This is a genomic window from Legionella sp. (genome assembly GCF_965140895.1).
Taxonomy (GTDB): domain Bacteria; phylum Pseudomonadota; class Gammaproteobacteria; order Legionellales; family Legionellaceae; genus Legionella.
In genome coordinates this window covers 67,555-87,363 of the sequence record NZ_CBCSKT010000013.1, presented here as the reverse complement: position 1 = coordinate 87,363, position 19,809 = coordinate 67,555, and the positions used below count along the sequence as shown (strand labels likewise).

The following is a 19,809-nucleotide window of genomic DNA, read 5'->3' as shown; positions in this document are numbered from 1 at the left end:
GGATGAAATCTCATAATGCCGATACTTTTAATTCATTTCAGAAAAAATTTCCAGTACTTTCAATGGCGATGGGTATAGATACTTAATGAGGTCTGCTTAACACCCGCTGTTGGTGATTCTTCAACCACCCTCCTCACTAGTTAAATTTTTCAAAATTTAACTGGGAAAATACCCCTATCTGATGGATAATTACGCAGTAATTTTTTTCAGGGTGCGCTTATGAGGAACAACAGGCATAGTTCTCGAATTGAAAAAATTACAGGAAGTGCAATTAGAGGAACAGATAATGAGTCTGTTTCTATGCTGTGTTGGTTTTTAAAAGGATGTACTAAATTGATTAATAACACTTTTTGCAATGAAAAGAAAGTGGCCCATGCTGTAAATCATTCTTGTAAATCTACGATATTTAGTTTGAAGCCGCTATCAAAAATGCTGTTTGCATCATGTATCCTGGTTGGCGTATCTACACCGATCAACGCTGAAGCGGAAAAGAATGCGAAAGAGCCACCCCAAAAAGCCGTGAGTAAAAAGCTCTGGTCTGATAAAAAAATTCATATTGGCCAAATCACCATCACCCCTGGCGGTTTCTTTGCTGGCGAAGGGGTTTGGCGTTCGCGTAATATCATGACAGATATAGGCTCCAATTTTGCCGCAATTCCAACACTAAATTTACCTCAAGCTTATATACATGAATTTCGCTTATCTGCCCGTCAAAGCCGCCTTTCAGCATTAGCCGAAAGCAATATTGACCCTCAAACCCTCATTTCGGGTTATGTCGAAACAGACTTCTTAGGTAATGGTTCTGGTAACTCGAATGAGAGTAACTCATTTGACTTACGAATCCGCCAATTCTATGCCAATATCGATTGGAACCAACAGGGATGGCATCTTCTTGCGGGACAAACCTGGGCACTTATAACCTTAGATAAGGATGGTATTACCCCACGCCATGAAGTACTTCCACCAACCATTGATGCCCAGTACCTTGTCGGTTTTCTCTGGAAGCGCCAACCTCAGCTCCGATTGACAAAAAATTTTGGCCAGAACTTCTGGGCTGCAGTATCGGCTGAAAATGCACAAACCCTCTTCGGAGGAACTCCAGCTTGTGTTCCTGCTCCTATAGGAGTAGGCCCTGCTTTTAATGGAATTAGCAATATCTACTGTAGCGCCCCAGGCACCCAGCTTTTACCCGCAGCAAACCTTTTCTCATTTAATCATGTTCCTGATGTTATAGGAAAATTGGCTTACCAGGATACGCTCAATAATCATAAGGTTCATCTGGAGGTATTTGGTATCTACCGTGATTTTTATGATCGGGTGTATTACACAGATGGTAGAAAAACCAACATGAATACCACAGGCTATGGCGCTGGAATCGGTACGTTCATTGAAATTATCCCAAACAAACTGGATATTCAAGGGAGCACGCTTTTAGGTAGCGGTATCGGCAGCTATTCTTCAGGCGTATTACCCGACGTAACTTTTGCTCAAAACGGTTCTTTGAAACCAATTGATGAATTCACGGTTATGGCAGGAATTACAGCACATATTACTCCGGCTCTTGATGTCTATGTTTTTGGTGGTGAAGAACGACAAAAAGCGACTTCTTTTTATTCCCCTCCGCCAACGAATAATTTCTTTGGTTTAGGTACTCCTAACGCGAATAACTCTGGTTGCAGTACTGAAGGAGGCGTTTGTGAGGGAAACACCAAAGAATTGTGGCAAGTAACTATTGGCTTGTGGAATAAAATCTATAATGGAGCATACGGTCAATTCAGAGCCGGCTTACAATATTCCTATACAAAGAGGATTCTATTCCCTGGCACTGACGCACACCAAGACGGTGTCCCTGTTGGAAAAGCGGTAGGTGGTCAGACAAATGACAATATGGTGTTTTTTAGCCTACGCTATTTCCCTTTCGAAAACAGTGCCGCAGCACCTGCTACTATGAAATAGCCGCTTCGGCTATTTCATACCAATTTATGAAATTATGGGGACGATGCGAAACACGCTGCCATTCAGTTAAAGCGTCATCCCTTCCTTATGTCCATGAGTAATGTTAAGTGTACGCTCGACCTGGTTAATCTACTTCTACAACAAGATTTAAAATATTGGTCTATGGCACTGTTAACAAAGTAATCCCAGCACGTTAATAGGCTTAACTCTAAATATAGTATAGGGTTTAATATTAAGGGGACAGTAGCTTTTTGTTTAAAATGAACATTTATTAAAGAGTTTTGTTTAGATGTCTTACCCTTACTCAGTTAAGAAATTATGATGGTGACACAAACTTTGATAAAATGAATCGGATAATTATTCTTTCTAACTTAACCACCACAGTTGAAAAAGACATCTATCTTTCAGGAATTATGGGAAATATGACTACGAATAGCCATCCTACACAGCGTAATTTGCCACGTGCTCAAGCTTTGGCAGAACGAGCTTTTGCTTCAATAGAGCGTTTTCTACATATCGAGGCCGTAAGTGGTATCGTGCTGCTCATTGCCGCAGCAATAGCTTTAATATGGGCTAACTCACCTCTGGTTGATAGTTATAATAATGTATGGCACGCCCCATTTTCCATTGGGCTAGGCAGATTTGAGTTTTCCCGTTCTTTGCATTTTTGGATCAATGATGCACTAATGACGTTCTTCTTTCTTGTTGTTGGTATGGAAATTCGTTGCGAAATCCACGATGGTTCATTAAGTGATCGCAAGCAAGCGATGCTCCCAATGGTTGCTGCACTGGGTGGCGTTATTGTGCCTGCATTGATTTTCCTTAAATTCAATTCTCTACCGATTCAACAGAATGGATGGGCTATACCAACAGCTACTGATATTGCTTTTGCTGTTGGCGTGCTGGCTTTATTGGGCCGTTCTATTCCTGGAAATATTCGGATATTCTTGCTGACCTTGGCCATCATTGACGACATTATTGCAGTGCTTATTATTGCACTATTTTATTCGGATGGTCTTAATTATGGGGGATTCCTGATTGCAGGTTTCGGTATCCTTTTAGTACAAGCCTTTCAGCATATTGGGATTGGTTCTGCTTTTGGTTATGTTATTCCTGGTGCTATTATCTGGATCGGAATTCTGATAACTGGTGCTCATCCTACTTTGGCCGGAGTGGTGCTAGGTTTGATGACACCCGTAGTATCGGTGCGTATGGCAGAGCGCCCTTTAGATATGTTGTCAAACATTGTTAATGAGCTTACTATCCGAGGTCCACAAATAGAAGACGATCGTAATCTGGATCAGTCGCTTCGAAAAATTCAGCTTGCTCACAGAGAATTGTTGCCTCCTGTTGTTCGAGTACAAAAGGCTTTACATCCATGGGTTGCCTATATGGTGATGCCGTTATTTGCATTGGCAAATGCAGGTGTAAACTTTAGCAATACAGCGTTCTCTTCCGATAATGAGCTTCGAATTATTATTGGTGTTGCTATAGCTTTGGTGATTGGAAAACCTGTAGGCATCCTAAGTATGAGCTGGGTTTCTGTGCGGCTAAGATGCTGTCAATTGCCACCAAATGTGACTTGGAGAGGCGTGGCATTAGTAGGTCTTCTTGCTGGTATCGGGTTTACTATGTCTATTTTCATTGCAATGTTGGCGTTTGATGATGAAAATTTACTAAATGCAGCCAAACTTGGGGTATTAATTGGTTCGTTTACTTCTGCTGTATTAGGATTAGCGTGGGGCACCTTTGTATTAAAAGGAAGAGGGAAAAATCCTGTAAATCCACTTTGAAAAAGATTAGCCCCTACACATACAGTAAGCCATAAAAAATTAGCGTTGATAAATACTGGACTGGCCGACACGCCTAGAGCTAGTCATATCAGAACAAAGGCACCAGCGACAATATGAAGAATACGTTCAATAGTCATCTTCTATTCTCCTAATACTGAGTTTAATGAGTACGCTTCCACCAGCTTAAATAGATTAATGGAATTAAAAACAAGGTAAGTACAGTCGAGGCAAATGAACCAAAAATCAAAGAGATAGCAAGGCCGCCAAAGACAGGATCCGATAACATCACAGCGGAACCTAGAATAATAGCAAGTGCTGTTAAGACAATCGGTAGAATTCGCTCCACGCCTGATTCAATAACCGCTTCTGTTATAGAGGAGCCCCGATGTTGATGCTCTAAAATAAAATCAATGAGCAAAAGCGAGTTTCGAACAACGATTCCCGCTAAGGCAATGACTCCTATCATGGATGTAGCCGTAAAGGGTTGGTTCATCAACCAATGGCCAGGAAAAACGCCAATGATAGTTAGAGGTATAGCCCCCATAATAATTAGGGGAATAAAAAACGACTGGTAAAAAGCAGTCAGCAAAATATAAATCAAGACGATGGCCACTATAAAGGCTGAACCTAAATCACGAAATACATCCAGCGTTAGGCGCATTTCACCAAGCCAAAAGAGTTGATTTTTGCTAAAACGCTTCGGCTGTGACTCATGAAATCCTAAATTTTCAATCTCCAGTGAAAAAGGCGGCTTCTTGAGCATTTTTGTTGCAGAAGTGACTGCATAAGCAGGACTTGAACCTAACACTTCACCAGTTACATAAACAACGGGTGTTTGGTCTTTAGTAAAGATAGGTTTTTCCTCTTTATCTTTATGTAGGGTTGTAATTTGTGCCAGAGGAATTAAGTGTTGTTGCTGATTTTTTAGATACAATTGATTCAGTACCTGAACGTCTTCGCGCACCTTTTGCGGCAAACGCAAAATAATGTTTTCTGGCTCTCTAGTATTGGGTCCATGAACATTTCCGACGGAAATACCCTTAAACAAAACGCTCAGTTCCTGCGCTATCGTTTGGGGGGCTAAACCTGCCAGTATGGCTGCATTATGGTTAATTTTAATACGATATTGATTGGTGTCTTGAGTCACTGAGTTATCAATATTTATCATGCCGTAGATTTTTGGGTAAATCACGGAGCTAATCTCATGAGCGATAGCTCTTAATTTGTTGTAGTCAGCTCCATAGAGACCCGCTTCCATTTGTGAGCGAACAGGTGGTCCAGGAGGGCTTTCAAAAAGCTTGATATGGCTTTGTGGGTATTGCTTTTGCAAAGGCACAAGACTTTGATACACCTGGGTTGCAATTTGATGTGAACCAATAGTTCGGTGATGCTTATTCATTAAATTCACACGTATTTGACCGTATTGACTGCCGCGCAAGAGATTATCCCCTCGCACCAGAGCAGCAAAATCTTCTGGGGCCGATTCTCCTAAATACAACTCTAAGTCGGTGACATAAGGATTTCTTTGGATGGTTTGACTTAGCGCGCTAAGCAACTCATTTGTTTTGGTTAACGAGGCGTTAGCTCCTGCATCAACGGACACTAAAAAGGTGTTCACATTGTCATCAGGTAGCATTTTAATTTCAACCCCAAGCGGGCTTAATGAACCGTTAGGGCCTGCAGGGCGAATAAATTGCCAGGCAGGTTGGAGTACTACTGCAAAAAGCAATACGACAATGCTCAAATAAAAGAAATGTCTTTTTTTCGATGAGCTAAGGAATCCTTTGAATAACATAAGATATACTCGCTGTAACCAAGTGTTTTGGCTTTGATGATGTTCATTCATTTGCTTTTTAGCTTTAGTTCTTAACCAACGATAAGCAAGATAAGGAACCACGCTGTAAGCGATAAAGAGCGATACAATCATCGCCAATGGTGCATTGAAAGGAATAGGTGCCATGAATGGCCCCATCATTCCGCCTACAAAGGCCATAGGAAGCAGCGCAAGCATCACCGTAAAGGTAGCAATAATTGTGGGCCTACCAATTTCATTGGCTGCATAAATAACCAAGCGAGTAAAGTTTTTTTGCACTCCTTTCATAATATGACGGTGAATGTTTTCAATTACCACAATGCTGTCGTCTACCAAGAGGCCTAATGAAAGAATGAGCGCAAACAGAGTAATGCGGTTAATGGTCTGGCCGGATAGCCAGCCAATACCAAGCACCAGACATAAAATTAAAGGAATCGAAAAAATAACCACTGATGCTTCGCGCCACCCCAAAAAAGCCATAAGCAATAGCACGACACTAATAATCGCAATTCCTAAGTGCTCCACCAGGGTATTTACTGCATCATTAGCCTCATCGCCGTAATTGCGAGTGATTGAGACAGTGATGTTTTTTGGAATGAGCTGACTGTTTTGCAATTGCTCGAGTTTATTCAAAAGTGCTTTTGCCACATCAACTCCATTGCTTCCTTTTTGCCGCGCAAGAGCGATGGTTACCGCGGGTTCTAACTCCGTTTTTTTCGATTGGCTTTGAACTCCATAGGCAAAATAGGAGGCAATTGACTCTTCTTTAGCGCCTTTTTCAATCGTTGCAATATCTTTTAATAAAATAGGTCTCGCTCCATCGGTGCCAATAATAATGTTAGCTAAGTCTTGATTGGAAATAAGTGAGCTCTCGATGCGAAGAGGTGTTTCGCTTAATTGATGCTCTAATGTTCCTGCATCAAGGCTGATGTTATTAATAGATAGCGCTTGCTGAATATTAGTAATTGAAATGGCGTGTTCCGCCATTTTCTTTGGATTAAGCCAGACACGGACGGCCCGCGGGGATGCTCCCATGACCCAACTTTTCCCTACTTGGGGCACTGCACGCACTTCTTCCAAAATTTTATCGGCAAGTGCGCGCAATTCAACTGGATTTGCGCCTTTAGCATGTAATGTCAGTGTCACCAGTGGGACATCATACAAACTGATAGAACGGATTAAAGGCATTAAAGTACCCGGAGGCATTTTATCCATGTTACTGTTTATCTGGTTGTAGACCTTAACTAAACTGGCCTCTTCATTTTCGTTTACTTTAAAGCGAACCGTGACCATGGCTCCATCATCAATCGCCATCCCATAAGTATGTTCTACTCCTGGAATAGAGGCCATCAACCCTTCTAGGGGACGAACAATCTGATTTAACATTTCTTGACTGTCACTGCCTGGACGATCTACAGAAATAGTTACAGCGGGAACAATAATTTCAGGATTATAGGCTCGTGGAGTACGCTCCAGGGCCAGTACCCCAAACAACAAAACCCCAATAATTAGCAGCAGTGTCAGCTTGGATTGAATAAAAATTCGCGCCAATTGCCCTGCTTTATTGAGCTTATTTTGGGAATAAAATCCATCCTTCACTTGAGTCTCCTGATGTACAATCAATTTACGCGCTTTTTATCGCTTTAGGAATTAATTGATTACTGAGCATCAACCAATGCGCTTGATGCAATCTTGATTGATGACGTGCTTGTAATTCTTGTGCTTTACTTTGTGTTAGTTTCATTTGACTCTCCAACAACGCATTTAGAGGCACTAGCCCACGACCAAATCGCTGCTTTAGTTTTTGGATGACAGCCTCTTCATTCCCTGCTATTTGTCGACTTAATTGCAATTCGTAAAGAGTTTGTTGTTCGGCACGTTGTATTTTTTTTAATTGCAATTGCAATTGATTTCGTTGCTCATCCAGTTCAAATTGGATTTTTTTTGCATTCGCACTTGCTACTTGAACAGCACCAGCGCGCTCGCCGGCACTAAATAAAGTCCAATTCGCGCCTAGGGCAATCGTATCTGATGGAAGTCCTGAGCCGATGGTATTGCCATTCCAGTCATGTCTTAATTGCATCGCTACCTGGGGTTTATATAGTGCCTGAGAGACCGCAATTGCCGCTTTTCCTGCTTGAAGACGTGCATGAAGGGTTTTAATTGATGGATTGTCCTTCAAAGCTTGTGTCATCAATAAAGCATTGTGTTTTGTGTTTGTGGTTAAGGTCGTGTGCCGACTTGGAGCAAAGGAGCTCTCAGGAGAGCCAAGCAGGGTTCTAAAGCTTTCTAGTTCATTCTCTGCTTGAATTTGCGCATTCGATAAGCCAAGAAGAGAACTGTTTAAATAAGCCTCTGCCATTAATACATCGCTATCTAGGGTAATTGATTGCTTTTTTAATGCTTTAGCTGTTGATAAAAATTCTTTTGCACGAATAACTTGTCTTTGAGCTACAGTGACTAATTGATTGGCAGTTAGAAATCGCTCGTAGGATGAATATACTTCATACGCCAGTTGATTTTGGGCTTGTTGATTACCGCATTGCGCTGATACAACCAGAGCACGCATTTGTGCTTGCTGAGCTCTTATTTTTCCACCGGAGTAAATAGGAACGCTTAGCTTAAACGCTGTATCCAGATTACTGTAATATCCTGGATGGTTTAATGCATGTGGCTTGGTATATAAGGTGTTTAGTCCAGTATATTGATTGGCACCAAAATCAGCAAAACTAGCATTCCCTTGACTCAGTTTATAACCAAATACCGACAGCGGACTATCAGAGCGTGCTCCGCTTACTTCAAGTCCCAGTCGCGGCCAACTCAGACTGTCTGCTTGCTTTGCCGTCCCAAGTGCCGCATCAATAGACGCGTTTGCCGCATGGATTTTAGGGTTATTTGCTAGCGCCAGGCGAATGGCTTTGGAGTATGATATAGGTATCGAGCCAGGGTAAAGAGAAGTCGACATTACGCTTGTTATAATAATGAAAGCCATGTGTTTTCTTAGGATGATACTGCTTAATGGCATGACGAAAATCCTTAAACAAAACATTAGATTCCTCTAATGAATAGATTGTCCTATTCCTTGCAATAAATTAAATAAAGCGTCGACAAAACAGCTTCTACTTCCGGTTTGCTAATAAAATAATAAACTCGAGTGCCTTCTTTTCTAACCGCAAGTACACCTTCGTGCCTCATCTTGGCTAAATGCTGTGATAGTGCAGATTGAGACAAGCCAATAAGAGATTCGAGCTCGCCAACCGTGCATTCTCTTTTCAGCAGATAACATAAAATAAGAAGCCTTTTGGAATTAGCTAAAAGCTTAAGTAATTGTTCCGCCTTAGAGGCATTGTTTTTCATTACCTCTAGGCTAGTGTTTATTAATGTATTCATTAGCTCCATTATATTAGGAAAAACTAATATTTCAATAACAAAAGCATTTTTTTGTCGATGATTAAAAATAGAACCTTAAAAAAATAAATTTTCTTGATTAAAACAGTATTTTCTCTTAGCGTAGGTTTCCGGTCGTGAGGACTTCAAAACCCATTAATGGATTTTAAGCAGGATAGATAGCTTGTCCCATATGTTGGCACTGATTGACGATTGGGCTTGTTGATTAGGATGAAGCGCGTCCTCCTGAAATAGTTCGGGATTTTCATCAATTCCTTCTAGTAGATTAGGCAATAAAAGAACTTTTTCTTGTTCTGCCAATTTAGGATAAATTGCTGTGAAACGTTGGGTATAAGTAGGCCCTAAGTTCTCCGGAATGCGAATTCCTACTAATAAAATTTGTGATCCAGATTTTTTTCCGAGGCGGATCATTTGACTTAAATTATTTTCAATCACCTGAATAGGTAATCCTTGTAATCCATCGTTTGCTCCCAATTCAATAATTAGAATACGTGGCTGATATTTTTTTAATAACTCAGGTAAACGACTTAGCCCTCCGTTGCTGGTCTCACCACTAATACTGGCATTGATTAAATAATAACCAGGATACTCTTTATGTAAATTCTCTTTGATTAATGCACTCCAACTTTTATTTTCTTCAACTCCATAACTTGCACTCAAACTATCGCCTATAATTAAAACATTGTTGGTTGCTGTTGCAATTGATGAACAGAGTATGAGTAGAGAAAAAATGATTGATTTCATCGATAGACCCTTAATTATTGTTGCAAAAAATGTAGGAAAGCAGGTTCTTGTTCATTCGAAAACGTTAACTATCTTGCATAATGTTAGCTTAAAAATCCATGCGGGAGAAACCATCGCAATATGTGGGCCTTCTGGCGTAGGTAAATCAACTCTTTTGGCATTATTAGCAGGCCTGGACAATCCCTCCAGCGGAAAAATATATCTATCGGGATATGACTTGGCTACTCTTGGCGAGCGTGAGAAATCCAAATTACGTTCGAAAGAGATTAGCTTTATTTTTCAGGGCTTTTATTTATTACCGATGCTAAATGCTATTGAAAATGTCACTCTTCCTTTAGAGATCCAAGGTATCAAAAAACCAGAAGCAATGGCAAAGCACATTTTGGAACAGGTAGGTTTGAGTGATCGCTTGCATCACTATCCTAACCAATTATCTGGAGGTGAACAACAAAGAGTAGCAATAGCGCGAGCTTATGTCACTCAGCCTAAAATTCTTTTTGCAGATGAAATTACAGCTAATTTAGATGAAAAAAACGGTTTTTTAATCAGTGACTTGGTGTTCAAATTAAATCAAGAGTTTAAAACCACTCTCATTATTGTAACTCATGACTCTAAATTGGCTGGCCGCTGCCAACGAAAATTTACTATTGTTAATGGATGTTTACATGAATATTAACCAATTAGTTTATTTTGCAAGTTTGTTGTTTTTTCGTAATTGGCGTAAGGGGGGATTAAGTACCATTTTCTTATTAATGATTATGGTCGTTACTCTGTTATCTAGTATTTCCTGGTATTCTGAAGGAATGCAAACGGGGATTAATACGAAAGCAGCTGAATTATTCGGTGGCGATTTGATTTTAAAAAGCCCTCGACCATTGCCCGAACTTTGGCAACAACAAGCAATTAAAATGAATTTGGCTACGGCAAATGTCGTCTATATTAATACCATTGCAGCCAGTAAAACGCCCGATACTCATTTCGCCAACATCCAGATAAAAGCAGTAAGCTCCAATTATCCTTTATACGGAAAAATAAAAACTAGTGATAAGGCCGATCCAAAAACAATACAAAGTAGCAACGCTCTTCCCAACAAAGGTTCCGTCTGGTTAGAACCTGGGGCCGCTGAGCAATTGCATGTTCATCCAGGAAATACCATCGAAATAGGGACTAAGAATTTTATATTTGAGCGTTATTTGTATGCAACTCCCGATGGGCAATCAGAGCAATTTAAAATTGCCCCTACGGTTTTGATGTCATTAGAGGATTTATCCCAAGCTAATATTCTTGGCCCCAGAAGCAAAGCTGACTATTTAGTTCTTATTGCTGGTCAAATAGAGCCTTATGTTGCATGGGTTAAACCTTTGCTGCAAAGTGGTCAGAGTGCGGTTTCTGCTTTAGATGGAAGACTTGAATTGAAAACAGGTTTTTCTCAGATTATGAGTTATTTAAAAATTTCTATTTTTCTCATTCTTTTATTAACCGCTAGTGTAATTAACGTTGGCTTAAAAGAATATAATCGAAAAAATGATGTATCCGTTGGACTATTACGGTGTTTGGGCATGACACAGCTACACGTTCTTATTCTTTTAGTAGTTCAATTTCTGATATTAATTTTTCTTGCAGGGCTAATTGCATTGCCCTTGGGATTTGCACTTCATTCGGTGTGGCATTCCTTTTTAGAATCGATCTTACCGGGGGTTCTTTCCACTGATTCTGGGCCTATTGAATGGAGTTCGGGAGTAAAATCGCTACTTTTTTGTGCCTTGTTTCTGTTTGTTTTTGGATTTCAGCATTGGCTAGGTTTAAGCCAGGTTTCTCCTTTACACGTGTTACGACGCCAACCTTTAAAAAAGGGTTCTTTTCATTGGTTATTTGTTTTTATTAAAGGAATAATACTTTTCGCATTACTGTATGCATACTTACAGGATGCACGGCTGCTTTTATTTGGACTTTTGTTTTTGTGTCTAATTGTAATAATAACAAAAACACTGTGTTTTGCTTCGGGTGCTTTTTTACGAAAAATTGCTCATAAATTACCTGTTGTCTTAAATATAGCCGCTCTTAATATCGCACGATATATGCCCCAGAGCTATATACAAGTTATCGTTTTCACTCTTATTTCTTTTGCCGCTTGTTTTAGCTACCTGCTCTATGACAGTTTGCTTAATAGCTGGCAAAAGCAAATTCGTCCTAATACGGCTAACTATTTTATTTTTAATATTGCTCCTGAAAATATAAATCCGTTAAAACAATTCCTCACTCTCCATAAATTGCATGTGGTGCATGAGTATCCCATTTTGCGTGGTAGATTAACCATGTTAAACGGAACTCCCCTGAAAAAAAATGAAAGGGGAGAGCACATTCATAATAATGCCTTAACTCGTGAATTAAATATAACGGCTAGCAATCAATTGCCTTTAGATAACCAAATAACCTCCGGAACATGGTGGTCTAGCGCGAAAAATCAGGCGTATCAGGCTTCTATAGAAGAAGGCTTGGCAAAGAATTTTGGAATTAAGGTAGGTGATAAACTGTCGTTGCGTATTGCCGAACAACAACTTTCTGTACCTGTTACCAGCATACGAAAAGTTGCATGGGCAAATCAACAGCCTAATTTCTACATTATTGTGCCTCAATCGCTTATGGAACATATTCCTATTAGTTATTTGGTAGGCGTTCGTTTACTTACATCTCAGGAAGGTGATTTGGATTTACTGCGCCAAACATTTCCTTCGTTTTCGGTTTTATCGATTGCTATGCTTATTGAGCAAGCAAAACACTTTTTTCAACAATTATCTATCTTAACTGCCTGGATTTTCCTCTTCGTTCTTTTTGTTGGGATAGTTTCACAAAACATGGTGTTATGGACTACCCGGAAGGAGCGGGAAACAGAAACGGCTATGCTCAAAGTGTTTGGGATAAAGAACTCTCGTTTAATGGGAATCTGGCTATGCGAATATGGCTTTTATGCGGTGTTTTCTAGTTTTATCGGCATTCTTCTCGCTTATTTGTTACAAAAAATGCTCTTGGAGATCTATCTGAATATTACTCCAATTGTTTATTCAAGAACCATTGTAATTATTATTTTGCTTAATATTTCGATTATTTTACTGTCGACATTTATTAATGTAAAAAAAAATATGGATTACTCCCCATTGTGTTTTATTAACCAAAATTAGGTGTGGGAAGAAAGGCATGGAAATGTAAGAAAATGTTTTTTAAGGATTTTTATTTATGAGTATTCTGCTTTTTATTATTTTTAGTTATTTTCTTGCTGTTTGTGTTGGCTGGTTTATTCATTTTCTTTTGCATTGCAAAATCTGGGGGGTCGCAATATATAAGTATCATTTGTTTGCTCATCATCGGCATAGGGAAATAGCGAATCACAGTGATTTAGATCTTTATAATATAATTGAGCATATTATTTGGCTGTCTGTTATTCTTGCAGTAGAGTGTTCTGCCTTTATGTTATTTTCTTTAATGTATTCGCTTATTTTTATAATAACTACTTTGTTGTATGCAGTAGCTTTTTATTATATTCATGACAATGTGCATTTCAAACATTCCCTTTTAAATCAGTATAAATGGTTTCGCCGTTTAAAAGCGCGTCATTTAATACATCATCGATATGGCGGTATTATTTATTTTGAAAAAAAACTAAGGGATGAGTGCCCTAATATTTCTTTCGGTGGCCCCATAGGTGGGAAATTTATAGATAAATTATTTAATGCTGATTATAAAGAGGAGATTAAATGATGTTTATCAATAACAAACTGTATCATTGTATTCGAATCGTAATAGGCCTTTTATTTTTGCTCTATGGAATTAATGATTTGTTCCATTTAAATATGTTGCCTAAATCCTCTACTTCGTCACATGGGCAAAGTTTACTTTCCGCACTGAGTACCACCGGGTATCTTTTTATCTTTATGAAGATGGTTGAAATTTTTATGGGGCTGTTTTTTTTATTTAACTATGCGATACCTTTAATTGTTATATGCCTTTTAGTTCCCTTTGTGCTTAATTATGTTCTGTTTGCTATTTTTTTAAACCCCCCGAGCGTTCCTATGGCATTACTTGCTTTATTGGGTACAAGCTATTTTCTTTACTATTTTAAAGAACGTTATAAGCCTTTGCTGAAAGGATAAGAGAACCTTAATTTAGGATAATTTACATGAATATACTTATCACTGGTTGTTCTTCTGGAATTGGCTTTCAATTGGCTTTATCGATGGCTGAACAGGGATATACTGTATTTGCAACCGTATTGGAAGATGAGGAAAAAAAGAAGTTTACTCATCCCAATATATATCCCATATTACTTAATCTATTGAATAAGGAGTCGATTCTTAAGTGTGTAGATGAAGTGAACTATCTTAGTCATGGAAAAATTGATGTGTTAATGAATAATGCAGGAGTTGCAGTTGCAGGGGCTATTGAAGATGTAGCATATGAAACTTTAGCGTATCAATTTCAAATTAATGATATTGGCTTGTGTGAACTCACACGTTTGATATTGCCATTAATGCATGAAGCAAAAACAGGAACTATTATTAACATTAGTTCTATGTTAAGTATCTGTGTTTTTCCTTACAGAGGCATATATGCGGCATCTAAATACGCACTTCGTGCTATAAATGATGCTTTACGTTTGGAGTTAAAAGCGATTAATAGCCCTATTCGTGTAGTTTTAATTGAATCAGGTCCTTTGCAAACGGAAATCAGAGAAAATGCAATAATGCTATCAAAAAAATATCTGGATATAGATGCCAGCCGTTATAAACAAGATTACGCTAAACTTTTAATTTCTGGGAGCAATCAAAAAGAGATGTTTTTTATTAAGCCACCAATAGCAATTGTTGGATTAATCGTAAAAATTATTAAATCAAGGCGGCCCAGAGCACTTTATCGGTTCGGGATATTGCCTAAGGTTCTTAATATTTTAAAAATGTTACTGCCTATCAGTTTGTTTGATCAATTAATTTTATACATTTTAACTATTGAATAAATCCAATAAGAGGGTAATCGTTCAGTCCCATCATAATTAAATCAATTTGAAAAACAGAGTGATTTTTTAATGACCGTTGTTTAACAGGGGTATAACGCTTTGGTTGACCACCTCATCCAATCAATGCTCCTGCTTGTTGTAAAAGCTGAAAAAACTTTACCCAGATAAAATGTCATGTTCTAATTTGATTTATTTTCAGTAAGTTAGCTAAAATATACAAGGTCATCCTAAAAGGCCAAATTGTTGATTGATAAAAGACACTTCCGTGCATGTCTCATACATCCAAATATTGAATTGTTCTTTTTTAAAAATCCGCATGATTTCAAATCCATCAAGGCCTAGTGTATACGTAGCCTCAATTGTTGGACAAGATTTTTGGATTTACAGATAACAAATTGAGGAGTTAATGAATCTGATGATATGGCAGAGAGGTTTTTTATTCCGATTTTGCTTAGCAGAACTATTGAGAAAAAGCAGTGGGCTTGGTTTAAACCATGTTTATACTAATGGATTTTATTGAATTTTACTTACACCGCATAAGGACACAAGATGAACGGCAAATGGTTTTTTAACAACATAATGATAGGCGTATGGCTGATATGTACTATGGCTTTGGTGCATGCAGGAACGCCTTTGTGGACTTTTACACCATTAGCGGCAACAACAATCACCGTAGCAGCGAATGACACTGCCAAGGTGAGCTATTATGTCACCAATCAATCCCGAAGATCATATACATTAGCGATGAAAGCCATTCTTGGAGTAACACAGGTAACGACATCAGGTAATTGCCCCAACCCCTTTGTTTTGGGCTACCGGCAATCGTGTACTTTGACTTTATCCATTAACGGCAGCGCTTTAAATGGGAATGTCAATGGTGGGCCTGTTGTATGTAGCCAACGCAATCCAAGTCAATGCTATCAACCAAGTGCCGCGAATAGCTTACACATTACCAAAGGACCGGCGGTCGATTATACAGTAGGAGGCTCTGTATTTGGTCTTTCAGGTACTTTGGTGCTGGAGAGCAACGGTGGCGTTGCTCTAACCCTTAATGCAGACGGAACATTTACTTTTCCCAATGCCCTGCCTCCAGGGAGTACTTATCTGGTCACAGTACAAAGTCAACCTGAAACCCAAACCTGTACCGTAACACATGGCAGTGGCACCATCACCAATGCCAACATCAACAATGTTACCGTGAATTGCTCCACCAGCACCCGAACCGTAGGGGGTAATGTTTCTGGACTTGCAGCATCCCAATCGATTGTGATGCAAAACAACGGCAGCGATAATTTGATTGCCAACAGCAACGGTTCCTTTATTTTTTCAACACCCGTTGCTCAAGGTGCCACCTATAACGTGACGATACTAACTCAACCCAGCACCCAAACCTGTACCGTGACCAACGGTAGTGGCACAGTGGGTGCTTTTAATATTAGCAACGTGCAAGTAAGCTGCTCCACCAATGCTTATACAGTAGGAGGTACTGTCTCTGGTTTATCTGGGACCGTTGTGCTGCAAGACAATAGTGGCGATAATTTGACTATAAATGGCAATGGCTCATTTACCTTTGCCACACCCGTAGCTCAAGGTGCACCTTACAATGTAACCGTACACACTCAGCCGGCAACACAGATTTGTACTGTGACCAATGGCGGCGGTACCATGGGGGGAGCTAACGCCACTAATGTTGGTGTCAACTGCGTTACGAATACGACCACGTTGAGTACAAGCGTAAGTCAATTGGCCTTAAGTGTCACCGGGCTTACAGAATACGGAGTAAGTGGAACACCCTCGTCTGGACTTTCCCGCATCATTACCATTAGCAATACAGGGAGTAATCCTGCGGTTAACCTATCGGTAACTCTACCCACTTGGCCCACGGGAACCTCAAACAACACAACCTGTGGCAGTACCTTGACGGCAAACAGCAGCTGCACGATTACCGTCAACCCCGGCGCTACAGCCACCTCGGATGGCACCAATCCCTGTTCGAGTGGAACAGCCCCTGTTCCCGGAGCAGTTCAAGTGAGCGCTGACAATGCGACTACTGTGTCAACCAATGTTGTTGTATTGAGTTATGGCTGTATTTATCAAGGCGGATATGTCTATGCTTTTGATGACACAACTCCCAATACCGCCAGTGTAGGCGGTAAAGTCGTCACCTCATCTGATCAGGCGCCTAATTATCCCAATGGCATTGTTTGGAGTTCAAATGGGGGTACTGGTGGTGGAGTTGGGGGTTCTGATCCTGTTGATGCAAGTTATGATATGCTTCCTGGAATTGGTGTGGCATCTACGTCCGCAATAGGTTCACCCACTTACGCCACATTTGTCTCTTTTTTTTCAGGTACCTATACCAATTCAAATCCTTTTACCCCTGTATCCTTTTCTATGTGTAATGGAATGGCTGATGGCTCTTGTAATACAGGCAACATCGTGGCGTTTTATAATCAATTCATTACTAATAATACGCAGGCAAATGGCGGGACTGCTCCCTTTGCGGCATCTTCTGGACCAACCAACATCACTTACTATGCTGCAGGATTATGCAAACAAGCGATTGCTACTTATGCCGATTGGTACTTGCCTGCGATTTGTGAGATGGGATACGGAAGTAGTGCTTGTGGTACATCAGGTGCGCCGACGCTGCAAAACATACAATCCAGCTTGATAGATATTAGTGGTTTTAGCATTCCAGTGGGCCACTACTGGAGTTCTACCGAGGTATCGGACAATCCACAGAACATCGCGTGGTTCCAGTTCTTTGCTACCGGTGGTGGCAGCGTTCAGGACGGCAGTAATAACGGCCGTAAGTCCAGCTTGCTTGCAGTTAGGTGTTCTCGAGCTTTAACCATTTAACCCTTCATTGCTTGGCCAGAGCTTTATAAGCGGTTGCCGCTCCCAATTAGGGAGGTCATATGTTTTAAAAAGGACAGTTTATTCATATCTACTTGATTGCTTGCGGATAGACACGGGTTAGAGTACCATTTTTAAAATCAAACTGGTCAAAATTACAGGTATCCTGACTCGCCCCGAAAGTATGAATTAACAGTAACTAATTCAGTATACATCCTGAAATAAAAACGTTTACAGATACTGGTTACCAAAGGTATAGGTAAGATGCATTCCGATTAACCGTATCCGCTCTCTTAATAGGTTAAACTGCGAACACATCTTACTGCCGTAAAAAGAGATTTCGGGTTGTAATTACTCTGGTAGCCTCCACCATTATAGAAGTATTCAAACCAAGCAACGTTTAGCGGATTACTTGAAAGTTCAGTGGAGCTCCAATGAAAGTCAGCAATGCAATTATTTGTATTATTAAAGGAACAACTATTAGAATAATTACCAATTAAGCCCAAAATATTACTCGCCATACTTTGTGCATCTGAGGGACAACTGGTGTATCCTGAACCAACAGAATCCATTTCACAAATCGAAGGTAAATACCAATCTATATAACATGTACCCGTAGAGCATGGAGAATTACCTAATGAATCAATGGGTTGGTTGCAAACGGCTGCAGCATATTCTATTCCAGGGCCATAAGCAGCAATAATATTACTACTATTACAGGAACCATCATAATTTCCATTGCAATTAAGTTGGCCTATTTCTAATTTGGCAGGATCGCTAGAAGATGCATTAGGACTTGGATTTAAATTCGAAGATCCGTCATCGATTCCCCAGATGTTAATCAAATAAGTATCCCCATTAATAATAGGTACCCACCACACGCCCTGCGTTTGATCTTTGTAGGATACTACTTTACCTCCCATACTTCTTGTCGCTACAGTAGTATCATCGATTGAAAAAAGATAACCTCCTTGATACTGGCAGCCATATCCCAATATGGCTACACTGACTTCTGCATTGATTGTACCTGAATTAGCTGTAACTGTAAGTATGCTCGGTTTGGGAGCCTCTCCCGAAGTACAAAGTGTCCCAAATTCATTGGAAGATACAGTTGAACCAGGTGTTATTGTGATCTCACATGAGCCTCCATTAGCTACCAATGGAGTTACTGTACTGCATGTAGTATTAGACAATGTAGTACCTGTAGGTAGCAATGGAGAAAAAGCTGTCGCTACAGGAATAGCATCTAATGTAATATCATAATTTAAATTATTGATCAGTTTAATTTTTCTAGCATGGCCGCTACCAAGACCTGAAAGGGCTAACGTGGAAGGGCTTATTGCAAGGCCTGAAGTCGGTATAACAGGACTGGAATAGCCTGCCCAATAAGGGGCTGAGCCACTGCTATTACTTGCACTGACCTTAAAAGTGTACGAGGTACCATTCGTTAATCCAGTCACAACACAAGATAGAGCGGTAGTTGGATTACAATTAGCAACTGTAGTATTGTATGAGGAAGTACTAGTTACTCCATAAACTACGGTATAACCTGTAATCGGAGCACCACCTGTATCGCTAGGAACCGACCAATTTAGCGTTACTTGACTGTCTCCAGGGATAGTAATTACTGAGGTTGGGGTTGATGGCACTGCGACTGCTGCACCCACATCAATATTATGCTGCACTTGTGGTGCGGCATAATATTGAGCATCTCCGGCTTGATCGGCATTAACAAGACACGTCCCTGCTGCGGTAAAAGAAACTATATTGCCACTTAAGGTGCAAGCTCCTGAGGTACTGCCCGCATCAATCGAAAAAACCACCGGATTACCCGAGGCTCCACCTGTAGCAGCCACTGTATAAGTACCCCCTGCGGTAGGAGATGAAGGTGGGGAGCTACTAAACACGATCGCTTGAGTTAATTTTACCGTCATGTTTTGCTGCACTTGTGGTGCAGCATCGTATTGAGCATTTCCGGCTTGATCGGCATTAACTAGACACGTCCCCCCTGCGGCAAAAGAAACTATATTGCCACTTAACGTACAAGCTCCTGAGGTACTGCCCGCATCAAGCGAAAAAACCACCGCATTGCCTGAACCACCGCCTGTAGCGGTGAGCGTATAACTATCCCCTACCATAGGCGTTGCTGGGGGAGTACTGTTAAACGTGATGCTTTGCTCTTGTTTGTTGACCGTTATATTTTGCTGCACTTGTGGTGCAGCATCGTA

13 protein-coding genes are annotated in these 19,809 nt (G+C 40.2%); 8 read left to right on the top strand and 5 right to left on the bottom strand.

The features are described from left to right. The first annotated feature begins 219 nt into the window (after positions 1 to 219). Together ACQY7T_RS02190 and nhaA are read left to right on the top strand one after the other, a co-directional pair. Positions 220 to 1,956 (top strand): hypothetical protein, encoded by a 1,737-nt coding sequence (locus tag ACQY7T_RS02190; protein ID WP_428411082.1) that lies wholly within the window; start codon positions 220 to 222, stop codon positions 1,954 to 1,956. 344 nt (positions 1,957 to 2,300) lie between these two features. Then, positions 2,301 to 3,749 (top strand): Na+/H+ antiporter NhaA, encoded by a 1,449-nt coding sequence (gene nhaA, locus ACQY7T_RS02185; protein ID WP_428411081.1) that lies wholly within the window; start codon positions 2,301 to 2,303, stop codon positions 3,747 to 3,749. 160 nt (positions 3,750 to 3,909) lie between these two features. Here nhaA and ACQY7T_RS02180 read toward each other — a convergent pair whose 3' ends face one another. The 4 genes from ACQY7T_RS02180 to ACQY7T_RS02165 form a co-directional block, all read right to left on the bottom strand. Continuing rightward, complete coding sequence (locus ACQY7T_RS02180) at positions 3,910 to 7,161, bottom strand: efflux RND transporter permease subunit (protein ID WP_428411080.1); 3,252 nt, start codon at positions 7,159 to 7,161, stop codon at positions 3,910 to 3,912. A gap of 25 nt (positions 7,162 to 7,186) precedes the next feature. Then, positions 7,187 to 8,587 (bottom strand): TolC family protein, encoded by a 1,401-nt coding sequence (locus ACQY7T_RS02175; protein WP_428411079.1) that lies wholly within the window; start codon positions 8,585 to 8,587, stop codon positions 7,187 to 7,189. Positions 8,588 to 8,637: 50 nt separating this feature from the next. Then, positions 8,638 to 8,952, bottom strand: coding sequence for an ArsR/SmtB family transcription factor (locus ACQY7T_RS02170; protein ID WP_428411078.1), 315 nt, complete (start codon positions 8,950 to 8,952; stop codon positions 8,638 to 8,640). 153 nt (positions 8,953 to 9,105) lie between these two features. Then, positions 9,106 to 9,714 (bottom strand): arylesterase, encoded by a 609-nt coding sequence (locus tag ACQY7T_RS02165; protein ID WP_428411077.1) that lies wholly within the window; start codon positions 9,712 to 9,714, stop codon positions 9,106 to 9,108. On the opposite strand from ACQY7T_RS02165, the gene ACQY7T_RS02160 reads away from it, so the two are divergent. The 6 genes from ACQY7T_RS02160 to ACQY7T_RS02135 all read left to right on the top strand — a co-directional run bounded on the left by ACQY7T_RS02160 (position 9,686) and on the right by ACQY7T_RS02135 (position 17,584). Beyond that, entirely contained in the window at positions 9,686 to 10,390 is a 705-nt protein-coding gene (locus ACQY7T_RS02160) for an ABC transporter ATP-binding protein (protein ID WP_428411076.1), read from the top strand. The two genes, ACQY7T_RS02165 and ACQY7T_RS02160, sit on opposite strands and share 29 nt — an antisense overlap. After that, positions 10,380 to 12,893: an ABC transporter permease gene (locus tag ACQY7T_RS02155; RefSeq protein WP_428411075.1), complete on the top strand. Its 2,514-nt coding sequence runs from the start codon at positions 10,380 to 10,382 to the stop codon at positions 12,891 to 12,893. The genes ACQY7T_RS02160 and ACQY7T_RS02155 overlap by 11 nt, the downstream gene beginning before the upstream one ends. A gap of 55 nt (positions 12,894 to 12,948) precedes the next feature. Then, entirely contained in the window at positions 12,949 to 13,470 is a 522-nt protein-coding gene (locus ACQY7T_RS02150) for a hypothetical protein (protein WP_428411074.1), read from the top strand. Then, positions 13,467 to 13,862, top strand: coding sequence for a hypothetical protein (locus tag ACQY7T_RS02145; RefSeq protein ID WP_428411073.1), 396 nt, complete (start codon positions 13,467 to 13,469; stop codon positions 13,860 to 13,862). Before ACQY7T_RS02150 ends, ACQY7T_RS02145 begins: the two co-directional genes overlap by 4 nt. A 26-nt stretch (positions 13,863 to 13,888) precedes the next feature. Beyond that, positions 13,889 to 14,722 (top strand): SDR family NAD(P)-dependent oxidoreductase, encoded by an 834-nt coding sequence (locus ACQY7T_RS02140; protein ID WP_428411072.1) that lies wholly within the window; start codon positions 13,889 to 13,891, stop codon positions 14,720 to 14,722. Positions 14,723 to 15,271: 549 nt separating this feature from the next. Beyond that, positions 15,272 to 17,584, top strand: a complete 2,313-nt coding sequence (locus tag ACQY7T_RS02135; RefSeq protein ID WP_428411071.1) for a hypothetical protein — start codon at positions 15,272 to 15,274, stop codon at positions 17,582 to 17,584. Positions 17,585 to 17,874: 290 nt separating this feature from the next. Here ACQY7T_RS02135 and ACQY7T_RS02130 read toward each other — a convergent pair. After that, the coding region (locus ACQY7T_RS02130; protein WP_428411070.1) for a fibronectin type III domain-containing protein at positions 17,875 to 19,809 on the bottom strand (1,935 nt) is incomplete at its 5' end.

Excerpts from the sequence above, each read along its gene's own strand:
- ACQY7T_RS02190 (WP_428411082.1), top strand. The coding sequence starts at position 220 with ATGAGGAACAACAGGCATAGTTCTCGAATTGAAAAAATTACAGGAAGT.
- nhaA (WP_428411081.1), top strand. The coding sequence starts at position 2,301 with ATGAATCGGATAATTATTCTTTCTAACTTAACCACCACAGTTGAAAAA.
- ACQY7T_RS02175 (WP_428411079.1), bottom strand. The coding sequence starts at position 8,587 with ATGCCATTAAGCAGTATCATCCTAAGAAAACACATGGCTTTCATTATT.
- ACQY7T_RS02170 (WP_428411078.1), bottom strand. The coding sequence starts at position 8,952 with ATGAATACATTAATAAACACTAGCCTAGAGGTAATGAAAAACAATGCC.
- ACQY7T_RS02160 (WP_428411076.1), top strand. The coding sequence starts at position 9,686 with ATGAGTAGAGAAAAAATGATTGATTTCATCGATAGACCCTTAATTATT.
- ACQY7T_RS02165 (WP_428411077.1), bottom strand. The coding sequence starts at position 9,714 with ATGAAATCAATCATTTTTTCTCTACTCATACTCTGTTCATCAATTGCA.
- ACQY7T_RS02155 (WP_428411075.1), top strand. The coding sequence starts at position 10,380 with ATGAATATTAACCAATTAGTTTATTTTGCAAGTTTGTTGTTTTTTCGT.
- ACQY7T_RS02150 (WP_428411074.1), top strand. The coding sequence starts at position 12,949 with ATGAGTATTCTGCTTTTTATTATTTTTAGTTATTTTCTTGCTGTTTGT.
- ACQY7T_RS02145 (WP_428411073.1), top strand. The coding sequence starts at position 13,467 with ATGATGTTTATCAATAACAAACTGTATCATTGTATTCGAATCGTAATA.
- ACQY7T_RS02140 (WP_428411072.1), top strand. The coding sequence starts at position 13,889 with ATGAATATACTTATCACTGGTTGTTCTTCTGGAATTGGCTTTCAATTG.
- ACQY7T_RS02135 (WP_428411071.1), top strand. The coding sequence starts at position 15,272 with ATGAACGGCAAATGGTTTTTTAACAACATAATGATAGGCGTATGGCTG.